Genomic DNA, 20,776 nt, shown 5'->3' with positions numbered 1-20,776 from the left:
GGGATCAAGCATCATTCCCCGCAACTCATGACTTTTCCTGACTACGTGATTTTCGTGCGCGTCTGACCGCGATGCGGCCTCCGAGCAGGGCCGATCCCGGCACCACGAGCATGCCGAGCAGGCTGGAGCCCAACCCGACGTCGAGGTCGGCGTCCAGCAACCCGCCCCCGCCCCCGCCGAGCAGCGAGCCGCCGAGCGACAACCCGACCGAGACGGACAGAAGCGGTTCGTGGCTCTTGGCGGGCGGCTTCGCGGAGGGCTCCGGGGCGGGGGCGCTCGTGGCGGGCGGCTTGGGAACCGGGCCGCCGGTGGCGGACTGCCGGGTGGACGTCGGCGACGACCGCGTGGGCGGCCCCGAAGGCGCCCCGGACTTCGGCAGCTCGGATTTCTGGGGCCCGGACTCCGACGGCCCGCTGGTCGGCCTCGGCGGCCGGCTGTTCGGGGCCCTCGTGGCGGGCGGCGCGGACGACGCGGGCCCGGCGGTCGGCACGCCGGGCACAGTCGGCATGGCCGGCACAGTCGGCTGCCCGCTGGCCCCGGCGGTGGCCGTCACAGGCGGCGAGACCGTCCCTGACCCGCTCGGCACGGGCAGCTCCGGATCCGGCGAGACGGGCGGCGTCACGAACGAGCTCTCCGCGGACTCCGGCGGCATCGCGATGCCGCTGTCCGGCGAGGGCGAGCCGCTCCAGATCACGAACGTCGAGGCCACCGCCGCCGCCGTCGCCAGCACCAGTCCGCCGGTCACCCCCAGCTTGGCCGGCGGCCCCAGCGAACTGCGCACCACGCTGGTGCCCGTCGCGACGCCGTGCTCCGGACCGCTCCTCCCGCTGATCCCTCCGCCGAGGCCCTCGCCCATCCCCCCGCCGGTCCCGGCCGACGGCAGCAGCGCGGCGAACGGCATCGCCAGCACGGCCAGGCCGGACCGCCCGCGCAGCTCCCACCCCGCGCCGTACGTCCCGCGCGCCACCTCCTCCAGCTCGGCCAGGAACGCCTCGGCCGAGGCGGGCCGGTGGGCGGGGTCCTTGGCCAGGCCGTGCTCGACGAGTCCGCGCAGGCGTCCGTCCACGTGCTCCAGCGGGGGCGGCATGTGCTGGTGCTGGAAGGCCAGGGCGGCCAGGTTCGCGGCGGTGAACGGGCGGCGGCCGGTGAGGCATTCGTAGAACACCAGAGCGGCGGCGTACACGTCGCAGGCCGGGCCGGCCGGGGCGTCCTCCCACTGCTCGGGGGACATGTAGGCGGGGGTGCCGGCCAGGGCGCCGGTCTCGCCGAACCGGGCCGCGACGCCGAAGTCGACCAGCTTGCTGTCGCCGTCCGGGGTGACGATGACGTTCTCGGGCTTGAAGTCGCGGTGGGCCACCCCGCGCCGGTGTGCCTCGGCGAGGCCGAGCAGGGCCCCCTTCAGCAGGGTGAGCGCGGCCTCCACGCCGGTGCCGCCCTCGGCGGCGATCAGGCGGCGCAGCGTGACGCCGTCGACCAGCTCCATCACGATCGCGGACGTGCCCCCGGCCTCGACGTAGTCCAGCAGGCGGGCGGTGTGGGGGCTGTCGATCTCGCCGATGACCCCGGCCTCGGCGTGGAACCGGGCGGCGAACTCGCCGTCCGCGCGCAGGGCCTCGGACAGGTGCTTGATCGCGACCGGTAAGCCGTCGGAGTCGCGGACGGCGAGCACGACGCGGCCGGTTCCTCCGTGACCGAGTTCCCGGATCTCCGTGTAACCGGGAACAGCCATGTCGGGCCCTCCTGACCGGATAAAGATCCTTATGTCAGGACGCTAGCCGAAGGTAACACGGCGTGTCGAGCCCCTTCGCGGGAGTAACCGACCCCCTGTCGCAATCGGTATTTTTCCTACTTCCTATAGTAGGTCCGTGGCTCTCACCGATCATCTGCGCGAATGGCTCGGGGCCTGGCCGCCCACGGGAAACCTCGACGTCACGGGCTCGCCGCTGCGTACGCTGCCCGCCTGGGACGGCCGCGTGCACCCGGCCGTCGGCGTCGGCAGTCCGGAGGGGGCGATGTTGTCGGTGCCGCCCGAGCACGTCGCCCGGGTGCGCGCCGCGCGGACGCTCCGGGAGATCCCCGAGCTGATCGGATATGGGGATCGCGGCTGGTTCGACGCCGTCTTCCGGTGGACCACCGAGCCCACGCCCCTGCCCGACGCCGGCGAGTGGGTCCCGGCGACGGACGACGCCGTCCCCGGATGGCTGCGCGTGTTCGGCGGCGAGGTGCTGGTGGCCGTGGACCCCGAGACCGGCCAGCACCTGGCCGGGGTGGGCATCAAACGGCACGACCGGTTCGGCCGGGAGCTGTCGGTGGTGACCGCGCCCGAGGCCCGCGGGCGCGGTCTGGCCAGACGGCTGGTGGCGCAGGCGGCGCGGCGGGTGCTGGACGAGGGGGCGGTGCCGACGTACATGCACGCGGTCAGCAACACCGCCTCGGCCGCCGTCGCCAAAGCGGCGGGCTTCCCCGACCTCGGCTGGACCGCCTTCGGCGTCGCCGAGAACTGACCCCCTGCGCCAAGCCGCGCGCGAAGTAAGGGCAAAGCCACGCAAAGCCACGCAAAGCCACGCGGCCCAAAGCACCGGAAACGAGATCAGGCCCTGGCGCGCGGCCGGGTGGCCGGAATCGCCGGGCGCGAGACCAGACGACCGGGATAGCCGGGCGCGAGGCCAGACGGCCCGAAGCGCCGGACGCGAGGTCAGGCCGCGGGTAGGGGCTGGCGCGGGTCAGGCGGCTGGGACGGCTGGGCGTGGGGTCAGGAGGGCGCGGATGTTGCGGGCGGCGGTGCGGCCCGCGCGGTTGGCGCCGACCGTGCTGGCCGAGGGCCCGTAGCCGACGAGTTGCAGCCGCGGCTCCCGGACGACCCGCGTCCCGTCCACTTTGATGCCGCCGCCCGGCTCCCGCAGGTGCAGCGGCGCGAGGTGGTCGAGCGCCGACCGGAAGCCGGTGGCCCACACGACGACGTCCGCCGCGGTCTGCCGCCCGTCCGCCCACTCCACGCCGTACGGGGTGAGGCGGCGGAACATCGGCAGCCGCTCCAGCGCCCCCTTCGCCATCGCCTCCCGCACGACGACGCTGTAGCCGAGCCCGGTGACGCTGACCACGCTCTGCGGCGGCAACCCGTCCCGCACCCGTGCCTCCACCAGGGCGACGGCCTCGCGCCGGGCGTCCTCGCCGAAGTCGTCGCCCCTGAAGACGGGCGGACGCCGGGTGACCCAGACGGTGCCGGCGGCCACCCCGGCCACCTCCGACAACACGTGCATCGCCGAGGCCCCGCCCCCGACCACGACCACCCGCCGACCGGCGAACGCCGCCGGCCCGCGATAACTTGCGTAGTGCAGCTGCTCGCCCAGGAAGTCGCCGGCCCCCGGGTAGTACGGCCAGTACGGACGCGTCCAGGTGCCGGTCGCGTTGACCACGGCCTTGGCCGCCCACTCCCCCGCGTCCGCCGCCACGACCAGCCGCCCGTCCTCCCCCTCCCGGACGGCCGTCACCTTGACCGGCCGCAGGACCTCCAGCCCCACGCGCCGCTCGTAGTCGCCGTAGTACTCCGGGACGACCTCCGCCGCGGGCCGGTCACCGGCCGCCGCCACCCCGTCCGGCACGCCGGGCAGGTCGAAGATGCCGTGCACCTTGTCCATGGTCAGCGACGGCGACCGGTGCCGCCACGCGCCCCCGGGCCCTGCGGCCGCGTCGAGCACGACCGTCCCGATGCCGAACCGCCGCAGGAAGTACGCGCTGGACAGCCCCGCCTGCCCGGCACCGATCACCACAACCTCGGTCGTCTCCACGGTCGAGTGCAACCCCGCACACCCGCCCGCTCTTCCCACCCTGCCATTCCTGCGGCGACACCCGCCCCGCCCCGCAACGGCGCCGAGCCATTCCCGCGGCGGCGCCCGGCCGGATCAGGCAGCGGCGCCCGGCCGGGTCAGGCGGGGGGGCGGCTCTGTCAGCGCCGTGGCGAACAGGGCGCGGTGGCGCAGGACGTGCTCGCGGTCGGCGCCGTACAACAGGTCGTCGCCGCGGACGATGTGCGCGGCGAAGGCCCGGTCCCCCGCCGCCGCGCGGTCGCGCATGTGCCGTACGAGGTGCGCCAGCCGGTCGGCGACGGTGACGGGCAGCGCCGACCGGTCACCTTCGGCCAGGCCATAGGCGTCGGTGAACAACCGCAGCCTGCGTGCCTGCTCCCCCACCGGATCGGCCCCGTCGTGGCGGGGATCGCTCAGCGGGACGAACCGGTAGGCGGCGTAGGCGACGTCCCACACGCGCGGCCCCGGATGGGCGGTGTCGAAGTCGATCAAAGCCACCGGCCGCCCGTCGCGGAACACGCAGTTGTACGGCGCGACGTCCCCATGGCAGATGACCTCGGCGGGTTCGCGCGGCGGGAAGTACCAGGCGGCCCCGGCGGCGGGCCGGAAACCCTCGGTGGCGTCGTGGTAGCGGCGCAGCAGCCGGGCTACGTCGCCGAGAGCCTGGTCGGAGCGGGCGTAGTCGGGCAACGGATGACCGGGCACCTCGCCGGGGACGAAGTCCAGCACCTCCCGGCCCTGGACGTCGATCCCGTGCCCGGCCGGCGCGCCCGTGAAGCCGCGGGCGGCCAGGTGGGCGAGCAGCGCGTGCACGGCCGGCGTCCACGGGCCGGTCGGGCGGCGCACGGTGGCGCCGACCCGCACCACCTGGTTGACACCGCCCCCGGTCAGCAGCTCCTCAGCACACCCGCCCCCGCTGAGCAGCCCTTCGTCAGGGCCGCCACCGATCACCCGCTCCAAGCCGCCGCCACCACCGGCGAGCACCCCCTCGTCAGGGCCGCCACCGGTCAGCAGTTCCCGGTCACCGCCACCGGTCAGCGACTTGCCGTCACAACAACCGGTCAGCAGTTCCTCGTCATGCTCGGACACGTCCGCCATCCTCGCATCACGCCGCGCACCGGCCGCCGCCGTCGAGCCCGGACCCCGCCGGGAGGCGTCAGCGGGCCCTGAACGCGACCGCGGTCGTGGAGGCGATCGCCGTCACCAGGACCACCATGACCAGGACCGTGCCGAGCGGGTTCTTGCGCCGCGGCGGCGCCTGGAGCTGCTTGACCCGCTTGTGCATCGCGACCGTCGGGGTGGGCTTGGGCGTCGGCGTGACCTCCTGGACGGGCACCCGCACCGGAGGCGCCACGCGCACCGGCCGGGGCGTGGGGTGGTGCACCGGCCTCGGCGTGTGCGGCGGAGTGGATGGCGGCGTGGGACGCGGTGTCGGCCGCGGCGACGAGCGAGGCGGCGGAGGCGGCGGAGGGGACGGGCGGACGTGGCAGTCGCCCACCTCGACGCTGCCGCTCGGCCCGTACACGCACACCGACCCGGGGCCGATCGACACGCGCGGCACAGGGGCGCCGGTCCGTGGCGCCCGCCCGCCGGGCCGCGTCGACACCGACGCGTGGGGCTCCGGGGCGTCCCAGATCTGCGCACCCGGAACCGACACCACCGGCTCCGGATCGTCCCAGATCTGCGCACCCGGAACCGACACCACCGGCCCGGTGCGGCCGTCGCGCCCCCGCCCGCCGTGGATCGTGATCCCCGGGCTCGGGAGCTGCGACGGACGCACGCGCACGGTGCCGGGCACCGGGGATTGCAGGTCGGCCGCCGCCGGGCCGGCCGCGCTCGCGGCGAGCAGAGCGGCGGCCAGCAGCAGCGGCGCACGCCTGACGCCCACGGTCACATTCCCCCGGCGATGCGGGAGAACTCCTGCAGTGCGCCCTGGAACGCCTGCGGCCCGACCGCCAGCGGCCCGGCGAAGGCGTGGGAGATGTCCCAGGTCAGATAGGTGCCGAAGCCGAGCATCGCGGCCATCGCGAGCAGCGGCAGGACGGCCAGGCCGCGTGGCCGCGCGCCGGCCAGGTAGGGGAAGACGACGACCAGCAGGCCGGTGAGCACGGTCAGCAGCAGCAGCCCCTGGGGCGGGGTGGCGGCGGCGTCCATCGAGCGCTGGGAACGGGCGGCGGCGATCGCGGCGACGCGTTCGAGCACGGCGTCGCGGGCGTCCTTGTCGTCGTCGGTCTTGGCGTCGACGGCGCTCACCCGGCTGCGCATGGCGTCGAGCCGGGCGGCGCCGACCGGGTCCATCCGGCCCTCGGCCATCAGCGGCCACTCGTCTCTGACCACGAAGGTGACGTAGTCGCGCAGCGCGGTGCGGACCGTCTGCTGAGCGGTGCCGGGCAGGTCGGCCGCGGCCCAGTAGGCGTCGATCGCGGCCTGGCTCTCGGCCTGGGCGTTCTGGCGGGCGGCGTCGGCGGTGGTCCACGGCACGATGATCGCGATCGCGAACACCAGCAGGAACAGGGCCGACAACATCGACCCGGAGTGACCGGCCGAGACCCCGTCGGGCTCGGCGTCCTCGCTGCCCTTCTTCGTGAGCCGGAACACCAGCGCGGTGAGCGCCACCACGCCCACGGCCGCCACGATCGAGAGCGTGTACGCCAGCATGAAGATCTCCCAAATCTTCTCGAATACACAGTGTTACATGACTATCACACTATGCAACGCTGGTGTCAGCTACCGGCAAGTAAAGTCGCGGCAAGCGTGTCGGCCGCCGAGGGAGCGGCGCCGGGCGGCACCGGAGACGTCGAGAACCTGCTCGCGCAGGGATCCGGGGCGGCGCCGTCGCTGGACGGATCGTTGATCATGACCGGGTGTTCTGACCAAACGTCCAGCCGGTCGGTGATGATCCAGAAAAATGGTGACTATGGACGGCGTGAATCTCAACGGCCGTAAATTCGTGATGGTGAGCTCGACGGCGAGCGCGGTGGACCCCGACAGCCCGACGGAGTTCCTGTACTGGGAGGCCGACGGCGTGGTGTGGGGCAGCTACACGGGCGACACCGTGACCCACGGCCGCTTCGTCGGGACGCGCGACGGCGCAGACGTCTCCATCTCCTACGCCCACGCGCTCAAGGCGGGCGGCAAGGCGGGCGGCCAGAGCAGCAGCCGCGTCGAGCAGGGCGAGGACGGGCTGCTGCGCCTGGTCGAGGAGTTCCGGTTCGACGGCGACGACACGCTGCACGTCAGCGTGTGCGCCGAGGTCCCGGCCTCCTGACCGGCCCTCCGACGGGAAGCCGGAAGGGCGGGAGGCCGATCGGCCGGGAGCGGGCGACACACCGGCCGCCCGGCCGCCCGGCCGCCCGGCCGCTCTCGGCCCAGGGGGCGACGCCCAACCCTGCTCACGGAGGGCGGCGCCCCACCCTCCTCGCGGAGGGACGGCGCCCGACCATGCCGAGGGCGGCGCCCGGCCGTCCTTACGCAGAGCGGTGGCTAGCCGTCCTCGCGCAGAGCGGTGGCTAGCCGTCCTTGCGGAGGGCGGCGCGTCCCTCGGCCGCGCCGACGAAGCGCATCATGCCGAGCGGCACGTCCCCTTGCGTCTCCTGGGGTGTCCGCCGCGCGGGACGGGAGGCGTCCCGGTCGGACGGCAGCACGTACGGCCGCCTGAGCACCTCGTCCAGGATGAACACGGTCTCGGTGGCCTTGACCGCCGGGATGTTGGCCAGGCGGTCGGTCACCATGGCGTGCACGGCGGCCACGTCGGAGACCCGTACCTGGATCATGGCGTCGTGCTGGCCGGTGGTGATCGCGCAGTACTCGACCTCGGGCATCCGGGCCAGTTCGGCCCTGAACTGCTTCCACATCTGCTGGCGCACCGTCACGAAGATCAGCGCGGTGATGCCGAGCCCGGCCCGCACGTGGTCGATCTCCGCGGTGAAGCGCTTGATCGCGCCGTCGGCGCGCAGCGCCTCGAAGCGCGTATAGGCGTTCGCGCGGGAGATGCCCACCCGTTCGGCCAGCGCGGCGACCGAGATCCTGCCGTTCTCGCGCAGGACCTCAAGGATCTTCATATGGACGTCGTCCAGTTCGAGACCGATGCCGATCCGTCCAGGCTGACCGCCGCCGCTGGCACCATTTCTGGAAATATCACTCATCATTACACCTCGACCATTTATATCCGTCTCGTGGACCGCACATGACCTGGACGTTCTGCCGGACAATCCTCGACATCCTTCTCCCGAACGTCCAATTTGGAGGACCCCATGGCGACCCGCTCGCAGACGGCGGCAGTGCTGCTCGCCGGTGCGCTCGCCCTCGCCGCCTGCGGAAGCGGCGGCACCTCGCAGACCCCGGCGGCCTCCGGTGGCGGTGGGAAGACGCTCGTCATCGACACGTCGTTCGACCTCAAGACGGCCGACCCCGGCCGCACCTACGAGCCGACCGGGCTCATCGTCGGCAAGGCCGTCTACGAGACGCTGCTGACCTTCGACGGTTCCGACGTGACCAAGCCGGTCCCGGCGCTGGCCGAGTCCTACGAGCTGAGCGAGGACGGCAAGACGCTGACGCTCAAGCTCAAGAAGGGCCCCACCTTCGCCGATGGCTCGCCGATCACCGCCGACGACGTGGTGTTCTCGCTCAACCGCGTGCGCGACATGAAGGGCACCCCGTCGTTCCTGCTGGACGGCGTCGAGGTGGCCAAGACCGACGACTCGACGATCACGCTGACGTCGAAGGCGCCGAACCCGGCGCTGCCCTACATCCTGCCGAACCCGGCGCTGGGCATCCTCAACAGCAAGGTCGCCAAGGAGCACGGCGCGACGGCCGACGCCCAGGACAAGGCCGAGCAGTACCTGAACGCCTCCTCGGCGGGGTCAGGGCCGTACACGATCGAGTCGTTCAACGTGAGCAGCCAGGTCACGCTCAAGGCGAACCCGAAGTACTACGGCACCAAGCCGGCCTACGACAAGGTCGTCATCCGCAACGTCGAGGCCGCCACGCAGAAGCTCAACGTGCAGCGCGGCGACAGCCAGGTGGCGCTGAACCTGTCCGGTGACCAGGTCACCAACATGCCCTCCACCCTGCAGGTGAAGAAGACCGCCTCGGCGAACGTCATCTTCCTGCTGGCCAACCAGGACTCGGGCGTCAGCAAGACCACGCCGAACGCCAAGTTCGTCGAGGCCGTGCGCAAGGGCGTCGACTACGCGGGCCTGCTGGAGCTGGCCGGCGAGGGCTCGACGCAGGCGCCGGGCGTGATCCCGTCGCAGCTGCTCGGCGCGCTGCCGCCGGAGCAGGCTCCCAAGCGGGACGTCGAGGGCGCCAAGGCGGCCCTGGCGGCCAGCGGCGTGTCGAACCCGACCGTCAAGCTGGAGTTCCCGAGCGAGCTGACCGTCAACGGCCTGTCGTTCCAGCCGCTGGCCGAGCGCATCCAGGCCAACCTCAAGGAGGTCGGCATCACGGTGGACCTCCAGCCCGCGCCGGTGACGACCGCGCTGGACAACTACCGCAACGGCAAGGAGGAGATGGGCCTGTGGTACTGGGGCCCGGACTACCCGGACCCGAGCGACTACCTGGCCTTCGCCCCCGGCAAGACCGTGGGCCTGCGGGCCGGCTGGAAGGAAGGCGCGGCCAAGGAGATCGAGGCGGCCGCTGACAAGGCCGCGACCGCGATCGGCGACGAGGCCCGCAAGACGGCCTACGCCGACCTGCAGACCAAGCTCAACACCTCCGGCCCGTTCGTGCCGCTGATCCAGCCGAGCCAGAACATCGTGTCGGCCGCGTCCGTGACGGGCCTGGAGTACCACCCGGTCTGGACCGTGGACGTCGCCGACCTCGGCGCGAAGTAAGGAGACCGTCAGGTGTCCGACAACCCGGGCGCGGCGGGCTCGCCGCCGCGCCCCGGCGCCGGCTCCCCGGTCGAGGCGGCCGCCGCGGGCACGCGGCGGCGGGGTGTGCACCCGCTGGCGCGCTTCCTCATCCGGCGCATCCTCATCGCCGTGCTGCTGGCCTGGGGCATCACGCTCGTCACGTTCCTGCTGACGAACCTGGTGCCCGGCGACCCGGTGGCCGCCAACCTGGGCCAGCGGGCCCTGGGCGACCCGGCCATCGTGGCGCAGTGGCGCTCCGAGCACGGCCTGGACAAGCCACTGTGGCAGCAGTACGGGATCTATCTGCAGGGCCTGGTCCAGGGGGACCTGGGCATGAGCCAGCAGAGCCACCGCCCGGTCAGCCAGGACCTGGCCGAGTTCGTCCCGGCGACGCTGGAGCTGGCGGGCGCGGCGATCCTGATCTCGCTGGTGCTGGGCGTGGCCTTCGGCGTGGTCGCCGCGCTGCGCAGGGACCGGCTGTCCGACCACGTGCTGCGGCTGGTCAGCCTGATCGGCATCTCGGTGCCGACGTTCTGGCTGGCGCTGGTGGCGTTCTACGTGTTCTTCTTCCGGTTGCAGATCACGCCGGGCAGCGGTCGCGTGGACGCGGCGCTCGGCTCGGCGCCGGCGGTGACCGGGCTGCAGACGGTCGACGCGCTGCTGGCGGGCCGGTGGGACATCTTCACCTCCGCCGTCGGCCATCTGATCACGCCCGCGCTGGTGCTGGCGCTGTACACGATCGGCCTGCTGACCCGCTTCACCCGTTCGGCGGTGCTGGAGGTGCTGGGCCAGGACTACGTCCGGGCGGCCCGCGCCAAGGGGCTGCCGGGCCGGGTGATCCTGTTCAGGTACGTGCTGCGTTCGGCGCTGGTCCCGATCATCACCGTGGCCGGTCTGGCCTTCGGCAGCCTGCTGTCCGGCACCGTCCTGGTCGAGGCGATCTTCGCCTGGCCCGGCGTCGGCCAGTACGCCTACAAGAGCGCCACCAGCCTCGACCTGCCCGCCGTGATGGGCGTCGGCCTGGTCGTGGGCGTGGTCTACCTGGTCATCAACCTGATCGTGGACGTGCTGTACGGCGTCATCGATCCCCGAGTGAGGCTGCAATGAGAGGCAAGGGTCTGCTGGGCAGGCTGCCCGAGGCGTGGCGGCAGCCGCTGGCCGTCGCGGGCGCCGTCCTGGCCGTGGCCTGGCTGGTGATCGCGCTGGCCGCGCCGTGGCTGGCGCCGCACGACCCGCTGGCCCAGGACCTGCCGCGGCTGGCGCCCCCGGGGCCCGGCCACTGGTTCGGCACCGACCAGCTCGGACGCGACATCCTGAGCCGCGTCATGTACGGCGCGCGGGTGTCGATCCCGCTGACGTTGCTGCTGGTCGTGCTGTCGGTGCTGGTCGGCGGCCTGCTGGGGGCGTGCGCCGGGTACTTCGGCAAGTGGGTCGGCGAGACGATCATGCGGATCGCGGACCTGGTGTTCGCGTTCCCGACCGTGATCCTGGCCATGGTGGTGGCCGCGGCGCTGGGCGCGAGCCTGGGCAACGCCGTGCTGGCCGTGCTGGTGGTGGCCTGGCCCGCCTACGCCCGCGTCACCCGCGGGCTGGTGCTGGGCGTGCGCGAGCGGGAGTTCGTGCTGAGCGGGCGGCTGCTGGGCTTCTCGGTGTGGCGCTCGCTGCGGGTGGACGTGCTGCCGAACGTGACCGGCCCGATCCTGGTGCTTGCCACGCTCGACATCGGCACGGCGCTGCTGCTGCTGTCCGGCCTGTCGTTCCTGGGCCTGGGCGCCAAGCCGCCGTCCCCCGAGTGGGGCGCGATGGTGGCCTCCGGCGTGGAGGTCTTCGACAGCTGGTGGGTGGCGACCTTCCCCGGCCTGGCGATCCTGACCGTGGTGCTGGCGTTCAACTTCCTCGGCGACACGCTGCGGGACGCGCTCGACCCGCGGACGGCCCGCGCGATCAAGGAGCGTGCGTTGTGACGCTGGACATCACCGGCCTGAAGGTGTCGATCCACGGCAAGGAGATCCTGCGCGGCGTCGACCTGAAGCTGGCCGCCGGGCGCGTGCACGGCCTGGCCGGCGAGAGCGGGTCGGGCAAGACGATGACCGGCCTGGCCGTGCTGGGGTTGCTGCCGCACGGCGCGCGCGTCTCGGGCCGGATCGGGCTCGGCGAGCGGGACCTGCTCACGCTGCCGCCCAAGGAGCTCAACCAGGTGCGCGGCGGCGAGGTCGCCATGGTCTTCCAGGACCCGGCGACCAGCCTGCACCCGATGCTCACCATCGGCCGGCAGCTCACCGAGCACATGCGCCACCACCTGGGCCTGGGCAAGGCCGAGGCGAAGGCGCGGGCGGTCGAGCTGCTGGGCAAGGTACGCATCCCGGGCGCCGAGGAGGCGTACGGGCGCTTCCCGCACCAGTTCTCCGGCGGCATGCGCCAGCGCATCGCGATCGCCGTCGCGCTGGCCTGCTCGCCCAAGGTGCTGATCGCCGACGAGCCGACCACGGCGCTGGACGTGACCGTGCAGGCGGGCGTGCTGCGGCTGCTGCGCGGGCTCTGCGACGAGCTGGGCCTGGCCGTGCTGCTGGTCACGCACGACCTGGGCGTCATGTCGGCGGTCGCGGACGAGGTGAGCGTGATGAAGGACGGCCTGGTCGTGGAGACCGGGCCGCGCGGACGGGTGCTGCGCGACCCCGAGCACCCCTACACCCGCGCGCTGCTGGACTCGCTGCCTGATTCTTCTGTGCCTGATTCTTCTGTGCCTGATTCTGCTTCGGACGTGGAGGGCTGATGCTGGACATCGAGGACCTGGTCGTCGAGCACCGCTCCCCCGGGCGTCCGGTGGTGCGGGCGGTGGCGGGGGCCAGCCTGACCGTACGGGCGGGCGAGGTCGTGGGCCTGGTCGGCGAGTCGGGGTGCGGCAAGTCCACCCTGGCGCGGGCGGTCTGCGGGCTGAACCCGGTCACCCACGGGTCGATCGCGTTCGAGGGGCAGCAGGTCACGCCGCTCGGCCTGCGGCGCAGGAAGCTCACGGGCATCCAGATGGTGTTCCAGGACCCGTACGCGTCGCTGAACCCGCGGCGCCGGGTGGGCGACCAGATCGCCGACGGCCTGCGCACCGCGGGCGACACCCGTACCGACCCGGCCGACCTGCTGGAGCGGGTGGGCCTGCCGCGCGAGTTCGCCGGACGGCACCCCCACGAGTTCTCCGGCGGCCAGCGGCAGCGCATCGCGATCGCCAGGGCGCTGGCGGCCCGGCCGCGGCTGCTCATCGGCGACGAGCCGATCTCCGCGCTGGACGCCTCCGCCCAGGCCCAGGTGGCCCGGCTGATGCGCGACCTCGCGGTGGACTCCGGGGCCGGGCTGCTGTTCATCAGCCACGACCTGTCGGTGGTGCGGCTGATCGCCGACCGGATCGCCGTCATGTACCTCGGCAAGATCGTCGAGGTGGGCGAGACGGCCGAGGTGTGGGACGACCCGAAACATCCGTACACGAAGGCGTTGCTGGGGGCCATCCCCAAGCCGGACGGCATGGGCGTGCTGCCCGCCGAGCTGGCCGGGGACGTGCCCGATCCGGCGAACCCGCCGGGCGGGTGCCGGTTCAACCCGCGTTGCCCGCTGGTGATGGAGGTGTGCCGCGAGAAGGAGCCGGACTTCGGGCCGGTCGCCTGCTGGCTGCACGAGCCGGCGTGAGCCGGCGGCACGCCGCGCGGGTGGCGGCCGTGCGGCGGGCGATGGCCCAGGAGGGCATCGACGTGCTGGTGTTGCGGCCCTCGCCCGACTTCCGGTTCCTGAGCGCCTCCCCCGAAACCACCTTCCCTGAGGGCGCCGAACCGGAGGACGGCTCGCCGGACGGCGGCGCCGGGCCGGGCGTGTTCCTCGTGGTGACGGCCGACGCGATCGTCGAGACCCGCGACCCGGCGGGCCTGGTGCCCGCCTCCGCGCGCCGGGTCGGGGTGGACCCGGAGATGCGGGCGAGCGAGCTGTTCCGGCTGGCGATCGCCGCCGAGCTGGTGCCCGCCTCCGCGGTGCTGGCGCCGTTGCGGCTGCGCAAGGACCCGGCCGAGCTGACGGCGCTCGGCCGGGCGGTCGCGGCGGCGGAGGCGGTGCTGGCGCAGGCGGCCGAGCTGGCCTGGTTCGGCGCGACCGAGCGGGCGATGGCGCGCCGGCTGCGGCTGCTGGCCGTGGAGTCGGGCTGCGAGGAGGTGATCTCGCTGCGCGTGTCGGCGGGCGAGCACACCGCGCGGCCCGAGCACGTGCCCGGCGGGCGCGTGATCAACCCGGGCGACGCGCTGCTGGTGTCGGTGTGCGGCCGCTGGGACGGCTACTGCGCCGAGGCGGGCCGGGTGTTCGCCGTCGCCGAGCCGCCGGAGGACTACGAGGCGATGTACTCGGTGGTGCTGGCCGCCCACCGCGCGGCGCTGGCGGCGCTGCGGCCGTCCGTGCCGTTCGCGGAGCTGGCCAGGACGGTGCACGAGGTCATCGACGCCAGCGGGTACGGCCGCTTCGCCGCCCCGCACGTGGGCCGCGGCGTGGGCCTCGGCCACGACGAGGGGCCGCGGGCCGGCGAGGACGCGGTGTTCGCCCCCGGGATGACGGTCTGCCTGGAGCCGGCCATCTACGTGCCCGACCTGTTCGGCGCCCGGGTGGCCGATGTGGTGGCGTGCACGGCCGCCGAGCCGGTGCCGCTGGGCACGCGGCCGCACACCCTGCACGTCCTCGACCGCTGAGGCGGCCTGCGCTTACGCTGGGTGACGACGATCACCGGGGGGCGTCGTGGACCAGTTCGTGCTGCTCATGCTGGTGCTGCTGGGCGCGCTGGTCACAGTTCCGCTGGGTGAGCGGCTGGGGCTGCCCGCGCCGGTGCTGATGACGCTGCTGGGCATCCTGCTGGCGGTGCTGCCGTTCGTGCCGAACGTGGACATCCCGCCGGCCATCGTGCTGCCGCTGCTGCTGCCGCCGTTGTTGTACGCGGCGGCGCGGCGTACGTCCTGGCGGCAGTTCGCGGCGAACTGGCAGCCGATCTTCCTGCTCGCGGTGGCGCTGGTGTTCGTGACGACGGCGGCCGTGGCGGCCACGGCGCACGCGCTCGTCCCCGGCCTGCCGCTGGCGGCGGCGGTGGCGCTGGGCGCGCTGGTAGCGCCGCCCGACCCGGTGGCGGCCACGGCGGTGGCCGGGCGGCTGGGCCTGCCGCGGCGCATGGTGTCGCTGCTGGAGGGCGAGGGCCTGTTCAACGACGTGACCGCGATCGTGCTCTACCACGTGGCGGTCGCGGCGGTCGTCACCGGCGTGTTCTCCTGGCCGGGAGCGCTGGGCGAGTTCGTGTTGTCGGCCGGGGTGGCCGTGGCGGCGGGGTTCGCGCTGGGCTGGGCGGCCGGGAAGCTGATGGCGCTGCTGGGCGACGCGACGCTGCAGGTGGGCCTGTCGCTGGTGGTGCCGTTCGTGAGCTACGCGGTGGCCGACGAGCTGCGCGGGTCCGGCGTGCTGGCCGTGCTGACCACCGCCTTCTACCTCAGCGACCGCATGTGGGACGCCGACGACGTGTTCGGCAGGTTCGCCTCGTCCACGTTCTGGCAGGTGGTGGACACGCTGGTGACCGGGGTCGCGTTCGGGCTGATCGGGCTGGAGCTGCACACGGTGTTCGGCACGGTCCACGGGCGGTTCGGCGAGGTGCTGTGGTGGAGCGCCGCCGTGGTGGGCGTCGTCGTGGTCGTGCGGCTGCTGTGGCTGCTGCCGGCCGCGTGGCTGGCCAAGAAGGGGCGGCGCGAGGACACCGAGGTGCCGATGAGCTGGCGCGAGACCGTCGTCATGTGGTGGGCGGGCATGCGCGGCGTGGCGTCCGTGGCGCTGGCGCTGGCCATCCCGCTGCGCATCCACGACGGGCGGCCGTTCCCGCAGCGGCCGGTGATCGTGTTCATAGCGTTCGCGGTCATCCTGGTGACGCTGGTGGTGCAGGGGCTGACGCTGCCGTGGCTGGTGGCGCGGCTCGGCGTCAAGGCCGACACGGCGGCCGAGCGCGACCTGGAGAAGCGCCTGGCGATCCGGGCCGCCCACGCGGCCAAGCGGCGGCTGCGGGAGATCGACGAGGCCGAGGACCTGCCCGAGGAGGTGGTCGAGCTGCTGGGCCGGCGCATGATGGACCTCGGGCTGCGGATCAGCCCCGAGGCCGCCGACGACGAGCGGCGCGAGGCGTTCGAGCAGCGGGCGCGGCGGGCCCGGCTGGTGCGGCGGGTGCAGGAGGAGATGATGTCGGCCGCCCGGCAGGCCGTGCTGGACGCCCGCCGCGACCCGCGGGCCGACCCCCAGGTGGTCTCCCGGGTGCTGCGCGCCCTCGACGCCCGGAGCATGCGCTGACCAGCCCGGATCCGCCGTCCGGAGGGTTGACGGTGTGTGACCGGGGGCCGCAGAGGGTAGTCATTTCCTTATGCTGCGGATCGGCACGCTGGGCGCCGCCCCGTCGGTCGGCGTCGTGGCCTGTGGCTGGCACGACAGCGGTCCGGGCCCCTTCACCACCGGCATCAAGCTGATCTACACGCTCGGCGGGCCGCTGCCCGAGCTGCCCGGCCTGCGGATCGGGTCCGGGGCGCTCAGGGGCGCCGAACAGATCGCCGCCGCGCTGCTCCAGGGGCTCGACGTGGTGATCACCGAGCCCGCCTGCCCGGCCGCGCCCGTGGTGGCGGCCGGCATGTGGCACTACGGCTGGACCAGGCGCGACGTGTCCGCCCTGGCCGGGGCGACGGTGGCCGGTCTGGCGCTGGCCACGCAGCCGGGCGCGTGCGTGGCGGAGATCGGGCGCGACGGCGCCGGCTCCATCGACGGGCAGATGCCGGCCGAGTCGGTACGGGCCCGCGTGGCGGCGGCGTTCTCCGGCGGCCGGTACCGCACGCCGGAGGTGACGGTGCCGCTGGAGGCGGTGCGGTTCAGCCAGGACACGCCGTGCCGGATCCGGATCGCCCGCACCCCCGGCCTCGTCGTCTGAGGCCGTCCTGGCTATGGGCCTCGGCGACGAAGAACCGCCGGCCTTTGGTCGCCTGGCACGAACCCCTGATGTCACCCCATGTCGTACGGTCGCCAGGGAGCACCTGCGCGCCGACCGAGTTGGAGAGAGTGTGAAGATCACAGGAGTAGAGCTGCGCCGGATCGCGATGCCGTTGGTGGCGCCGTTCCGCACGTCGTTCGGCACCGAGACCGCCCGGGACGTCCTGCTGGTCAGGGTGGTGGCCCCCGACGCCGAGGGGTGGGGCGAGTGCGTGGCCATGTCCGAGCCGCTCTACTCCAGCGAGTACGTCGACGGCGCCGCCGAGGTGATCCGCCGGTTCCTGCTGCCCTCCCTGCCGGCGACCCTGGACGCGTACGGCGTCGGCCGCGCGCTCGAACCGATCAAGGGCCACCGCATGGCCAAGGCCGCGCTGGAGACCGCCGTGCTGGACGCGCAGCTGCGGGCCTCCGGCGAGTCGTTCGGCCATTTCCTGGGCGCGGCCCGCGACCGGGTGCCCTGCGGGGTGTCGGTGGGCATCATGGACTCGATCCCGCAGCTCCTCGACGCCGTGGCGGGCTATGTCGAGGAGGGGTACGTCCGCATCAAGCTGAAGATCGAGCCCGGCTGGGACGTCGAGCCGGTGCGCGCGGTGCGCGAGCGCTTCGGCGACGACCTGCTGCTCCAGGTGGACGCGAACGCGGCGTACTCGCTGGCCGACGCCCGCCGGCTGGCCCGGCTCGACGCGTTCGACCTGCTGCTGATCGAGCAGCCGCTGGCCAACGACGACCTCGTCCAGCACGCCCGGCTGGCCCGCCAGTTGCGCACCCCGATCTGCCTGGACGAGTCCATCGAGTCGGCCGAGCACGCGGCGGCCGCCATCGCGCTCGGCTCGTGCTCGATCATCAACATCAAGCCGGGCCGCATCGGCGGCTACCTGGAGGCGCGGCGCATCCACGACCTGTGCCGGGCCAACGGCATCGCGGTGTGGTGCGGCGGCATGCTGGAGACCGGCCTCGGCCGGGCCGCCAACGTGGCGCTCGCGGCGCTGCCCGGGTTCACGCTGCCGGGCGACACCTCGGGGTCGCGCCGCTACTTCGCGACCGACGTGACCGAGCCGTTCGAGCTGGTGGACGGCCATCTGGAGGTGCCGACGGGGCCGGGGCTCGGCGTCGAGCCGATCCCGTCCATCCTGGAGGAGGTCACGACCGCCACGGAGTGGATCCCGCTGTAGGGCGCCCGTCCTGGAGGGCGGCCCGGCCGGGGTCGCGGGACCCCGGCCGGTGCCCTGCGGGGTCAGGACCGGGTGAAGCGCAGGCGCAGGGTGGCCGGGGCGGCGTGCAGCTCGTAGCGGGGCAGGGCGCCGGGGCCGCAGGTGGCGGTGCCGATGCCCTGGTGGGCGAGGTCCAGGTGGAGGTGGACGTGGTCGCCGGGCACCAGGTCGGGGCGGTGCCGGGCGGCCGCCAGCTCGGCGGTGCTCCACCGGCGGGCGGTCAGGCCGAACATCGGGTCGCCGTGGACCCTGAACCCGCCCGGCCCCGTCCCGCCGAACTCGGCCCACCGCACGGCGGCCCGGTGCCCGTTCTCCTGAGGGCGGACGTACGGCGTCTGGAGGTCGTCGATCGCGGCGTGCCAGCGGCCGACGCGGGCGGCCATCCCGGTGTCCGGGTACGCCTCCCCCGGCCCCCGGCCGAACCAGGTGACGTGGCCGAGCTCCCCGGGCAGCAGCAGGTGCAGGCCCAGCCGCGGGATCGGCGCGGGCCACTCGCCCTCCGGCTCGACGTCCACGGACAGGTTCAGTGAGCCGGACGTGGACGTCCACGTCCAGGTGACGCGCATGCCGAGGTCGGTGGCGGCGGGGGCGACCCTGGTGCGGACGGTGATGCCGTCGCCCGTCTCGATCCCGGCCACGCGGTGGGTGAGGCGATGCAGCCCGAGCTGCCGCCACTTCCGGTCCAGCCCGCCGTAGCGGTCGTTGTCGGTGGGCGCGCGGTACAGGTCGAGCCGCGGACCTTCGACGTCGAGGCCGAACAGGCGCAGCAGGCCGCCGGTGCGCGGGTCGAACTCGCCGCCGCCCAGCCTCAGCCGCCCGCCGGACGTCTGCGGCCGGACTCCCGCACCGGCGGCGGCGGGAAGGGCGGGGCTCGGCAGGCGGGTCTGGGACCAGGCGAGCTCGTGGCCCGCGGCGGCCCACGGCTGGTCGCCGGTCAGGGTGGCGCGGACGGTGAGCCAACGTTCCCCGGCGCCGTCCGGCGGCGGAGGCAGGGCGGGCAGCTGCACCTCGCCGCCGGACGGCGGCACCGCCAGCGGGAACCGCGCGACTTCGAGCCCGTCGTCCTCGACGACGGCCTCGAAGGCGAGGTGGGCCAGGTCGCGGAAGTCGTGCCGGTTGACCACCCGCACGACGCCGTCGCCGAACTCGAACCGCACCGGCTCGAAGACCTTCTTCAGGTCCAGCAGGCCGGGCGAGGGCGTGCGGTCGGGGAACACCAGGCCGTCGATGACGAAATTTCCGTCATGGACGGATTCGCCGTAGTCGCCGCCGTAGGCGTACTCGTGGCGAGGATCGGTCAGGCCGTGGTCGATCCACTCCCACACGAACCCGCCGGCCAGCCTCGGGAACCGTTCGAACAACTCCTGGTACTCGGCCAGGCCGCCGGGCCCGTTGCCCATGGCGTGGGCGTACTCGCACTGCAGGAACGGCATCGCGCGCCGCCGCGCGTCCAGGGCGGAGTCGTCGAGCGGGTCCTCCTCGCCGCGGCCGATGGCCTCGACCTCGGCGTGGGTGGCGTACATGCGCGAGTAGACGTCGGTGTGGGCGCACGACCAGTCACCCTCGTAGTGCAGCGGCCTGGACGGGTCGCGCTCGCGCGTCCAGCCGGCCATGACGGCGAGGTTGCGGCCGACGCCCGCCTCGTTGCCGAGCGACCACATGATGACGCTGGGGTGGTTCTTGTCCCGTTCGACCATGCGGCGCATGCGGTCGAGCAGGGCGTCGGCCCAGCGCGGGTCGTCGGTGGGGTTGCCCCGCCAGCCGACCTGGCCGAAGCCGTGCGTCTCCAGGTCGCATTCGTCGACGACCCACAGGCCCAGCTCGTCGCACAGGTCCAGGAAGGCGGGGTGCGGCGGGTAGTGGCTGGTCCTGACGGCGTTGACGTTGTGCCGCTTCATGAGCAGCACGTCCTCGCGCATGGTCTCGTACGGGACCGCGCGGCCGTGGTCCGGATGGAACTCGTGCCGGTTGACGCCCTTGAGCAGCAGCGGGCGGCCGTTGGCCAGGAGCACGCCGTCCTCGACGGAGACGGTGCGGAAGCCGACGCGCAGCCGTGCGGTCTCGTGCGGGGTGGTGAGGACGGCCTCGTACAGGCGGGGCGTCTCGGCGGTCCACGGTTCGGCCTCGACGGTGATCTCGACGCCGGGCGCCAGGTCGCGCACGCCGAGCTCGGGGATGCTCAGCAGGCCCTCGGCGGCCTCGAAGGACAGCCGGCCGTCGTGGGCGGCGTGCACGAACACGTCGGCGGCCGACCGGGTGAGGGTGACGTCCCGGAAGATGCCGGGCAGCCACCACATGTCCTGGTCCTCCAGGTAGCTGGCGGCCGACCACTGGTGCACGCGCACGGCCAGCACGTTGCGTCCCGGACGCAGCCACGGCCCGGCGTCGAACTCGACGGGCAGCCTGCTGCCGGTGGAGAAGCCCAGCTCGTGTCCGTTCAGCCAGACCCTGGCGAAGGAGTCGACGCCGTCGAAGCGAAGCCTGCCGCCGTGCCAGCCGTCCGGCAGGTCGAAGGCGCGCCGGTAGTCGCCGGTCGGGTTCTCGTCCGGGACGTGCGGCGGGTCCACGGGGAAGGGATAGGAGACGTTGGTGTAGGCGGGGGCGCCGTGGCCGTGCAGGGGCCAATGGGCCGGCACCCGCAGCTCGTCCCAGGCGGAGTCGTCGAAGCCGGGCCGGGCGAAGTCGTCGGGCGCGTCGGCCACGGGTGAGAGGCGGAAGCGCCACAGGCCGCCGAGGTCGAGGGCGGGGGCGTCGGAGCGGAGTGCCGCGCGGGGTTCGAGACGGCCCGAACCGGGGGCGAAGGTTTCGAGATCCATCCCTTCCGACAGTAGGGGTTGATGGTGGTTCCGTCAGCGATGCCCCGTCTGGGGTGCTTGGACTTCCC

Annotated in this window: 19 protein-coding genes; 12 read left to right on the top strand and 7 right to left on the bottom strand. The window is 73.6% G+C overall.

Annotated features, from left to right (window positions below):
- Positions 1-25 precede the first annotated feature (25 nt).
- Positions 26-1,729, bottom strand: a complete 1,704-nt coding sequence (locus AB0C33_RS11875; RefSeq protein ID WP_358286365.1) for a protein kinase — start codon at positions 1,727-1,729, stop codon at positions 26-28.
- A gap of 136 nt (positions 1,730-1,865) precedes the next feature.
- Here AB0C33_RS11875 and AB0C33_RS11870 point away from each other — a divergent pair, with 136 nt between their 5' ends.
- The gene (locus AB0C33_RS11870) at positions 1,866-2,504 is read left to right on the top strand and encodes a GNAT family N-acetyltransferase (protein WP_358286363.1); all 639 of its coding nucleotides are present in this window, start codon (positions 1,866-1,868) and stop codon (positions 2,502-2,504) included.
- A gap of 219 nt (positions 2,505-2,723) precedes the next feature.
- On the opposite strand, the gene AB0C33_RS11865 is transcribed toward AB0C33_RS11870, so the two are convergent.
- From AB0C33_RS11865 to AB0C33_RS11850, 4 genes are all read right to left on the bottom strand, one after another.
- Positions 2,724-3,788, bottom strand: a complete 1,065-nt coding sequence (locus AB0C33_RS11865) for an NAD(P)-binding domain-containing protein (protein ID WP_358286361.1) — start codon at positions 3,786-3,788, stop codon at positions 2,724-2,726.
- A 114-nt stretch (positions 3,789-3,902) separates the two neighbouring features.
- Positions 3,903-4,895 (bottom strand): aminoglycoside phosphotransferase family protein, encoded by a 993-nt coding sequence (locus tag AB0C33_RS11860; RefSeq protein ID WP_358286359.1) that lies wholly within the window; start codon positions 4,893-4,895, stop codon positions 3,903-3,905.
- A gap of 67 nt (positions 4,896-4,962) precedes the next feature.
- Positions 4,963-5,694 carry a hypothetical protein gene (locus AB0C33_RS11855; RefSeq protein ID WP_358286357.1) on the bottom strand — a complete coding sequence of 244 codons (732 nt, stop codon included), beginning with the start codon at positions 5,692-5,694 and terminating at the stop codon, positions 4,963-4,965.
- Positions 5,695-5,696: 2 nt separating this feature from the next.
- Positions 5,697-6,464: a hypothetical protein gene (locus AB0C33_RS11850; RefSeq protein WP_358286355.1), complete on the bottom strand. Its 768-nt coding sequence runs from the start codon at positions 6,462-6,464 to the stop codon at positions 5,697-5,699.
- Between the two features lie 259 nt (positions 6,465-6,723).
- Here AB0C33_RS11850 and AB0C33_RS11845 point away from each other — a divergent pair, with 259 nt between their 5' ends.
- A complete protein-coding gene (locus AB0C33_RS11845; protein WP_358286353.1) occupies positions 6,724-7,074 on the top strand; it encodes a hypothetical protein in 351 nt (116 codons plus the stop codon).
- 241 nt (positions 7,075-7,315) lie between these two features.
- On the opposite strand, the gene AB0C33_RS11840 is transcribed toward AB0C33_RS11845, so the two are convergent.
- A complete protein-coding gene (locus tag AB0C33_RS11840; protein WP_352351036.1) occupies positions 7,316-7,867 on the bottom strand; it encodes an Lrp/AsnC family transcriptional regulator in 552 nt (183 codons plus the stop codon).
- On the opposite strand from AB0C33_RS11840, the gene AB0C33_RS11835 reads away from it, so the two are divergent.
- From AB0C33_RS11835 to menC, 10 genes are all read left to right on the top strand, one after another.
- Complete coding sequence (locus AB0C33_RS11835) at positions 7,868-7,996, top strand: hypothetical protein (protein WP_358286351.1); 129 nt, start codon at positions 7,868-7,870, stop codon at positions 7,994-7,996.
- A 63-nt stretch (positions 7,997-8,059) separates the two neighbouring features.
- On the top strand, positions 8,060-9,640 hold the full coding sequence (locus AB0C33_RS11830) for an ABC transporter substrate-binding protein (protein WP_352351040.1): 1,581 nt from the start codon (positions 8,060-8,062) through the stop codon (positions 9,638-9,640).
- Positions 9,641-9,652: 12 nt separating this feature from the next.
- On the top strand, positions 9,653-10,768 hold the full coding sequence (locus AB0C33_RS11825) for an ABC transporter permease (RefSeq protein ID WP_358286349.1): 1,116 nt from the start codon (positions 9,653-9,655) through the stop codon (positions 10,766-10,768).
- Positions 10,765-11,625, top strand: coding sequence for an ABC transporter permease (locus AB0C33_RS11820; protein WP_352328927.1), 861 nt, complete (start codon positions 10,765-10,767; stop codon positions 11,623-11,625). Before AB0C33_RS11825 ends, AB0C33_RS11820 begins: the two co-directional genes overlap by 4 nt.
- On the top strand, positions 11,622-12,434 hold the full coding sequence (locus tag AB0C33_RS11815; RefSeq protein ID WP_358286347.1) for an ABC transporter ATP-binding protein: 813 nt from the start codon (positions 11,622-11,624) through the stop codon (positions 12,432-12,434). The genes AB0C33_RS11820 and AB0C33_RS11815 overlap by 4 nt, the downstream gene beginning before the upstream one ends.
- Complete coding sequence (locus tag AB0C33_RS11810; RefSeq protein ID WP_358286345.1) at positions 12,434-13,336, top strand: ABC transporter ATP-binding protein; 903 nt, start codon at positions 12,434-12,436, stop codon at positions 13,334-13,336. The genes AB0C33_RS11815 and AB0C33_RS11810 overlap by 1 nt, the downstream gene beginning before the upstream one ends.
- On the top strand, positions 13,333-14,373 hold the full coding sequence (locus tag AB0C33_RS11805; protein WP_358286344.1) for a M24 family metallopeptidase: 1,041 nt from the start codon (positions 13,333-13,335) through the stop codon (positions 14,371-14,373). The genes AB0C33_RS11810 and AB0C33_RS11805 overlap by 4 nt, the downstream gene beginning before the upstream one ends.
- 46 nt (positions 14,374-14,419) lie before the next feature.
- Positions 14,420-15,997, top strand: coding sequence for a Na+/H+ antiporter (locus tag AB0C33_RS11800; protein WP_358286343.1), 1,578 nt, complete (start codon positions 14,420-14,422; stop codon positions 15,995-15,997).
- A gap of 70 nt (positions 15,998-16,067) precedes the next feature.
- The gene (locus tag AB0C33_RS11795) at positions 16,068-16,622 is read left to right on the top strand and encodes an acyclic terpene utilization AtuA family protein (protein ID WP_358286342.1); all 555 of its coding nucleotides are present in this window, start codon (positions 16,068-16,070) and stop codon (positions 16,620-16,622) included.
- A 130-nt stretch (positions 16,623-16,752) separates the two neighbouring features.
- Entirely contained in the window at positions 16,753-17,853 is a 1,101-nt protein-coding gene (gene menC, locus AB0C33_RS11790) for an o-succinylbenzoate synthase (protein WP_358286340.1), read from the top strand.
- A gap of 62 nt (positions 17,854-17,915) precedes the next feature.
- Here menC and AB0C33_RS11785 read toward each other — a convergent pair whose 3' ends face one another.
- The gene (locus tag AB0C33_RS11785) at positions 17,916-20,708 is read right to left on the bottom strand and encodes a glycoside hydrolase family 2 TIM barrel-domain containing protein (protein ID WP_358286338.1); all 2,793 of its coding nucleotides are present in this window, start codon (positions 20,706-20,708) and stop codon (positions 17,916-17,918) included.
- Between the last annotated feature and the right edge of the window lie 68 nt (positions 20,709-20,776).

It is taken from the genome of Nonomuraea sp. NPDC048881, assembly GCF_040649795.1.
Classification (GTDB): Bacteria; Actinomycetota; Actinomycetes; order Streptosporangiales; family Streptosporangiaceae; genus Nonomuraea.
The sequence above is the reverse complement of the archived record's forward strand: the minus strand, read 5'-3'. Positions and strand labels throughout refer to the sequence as shown.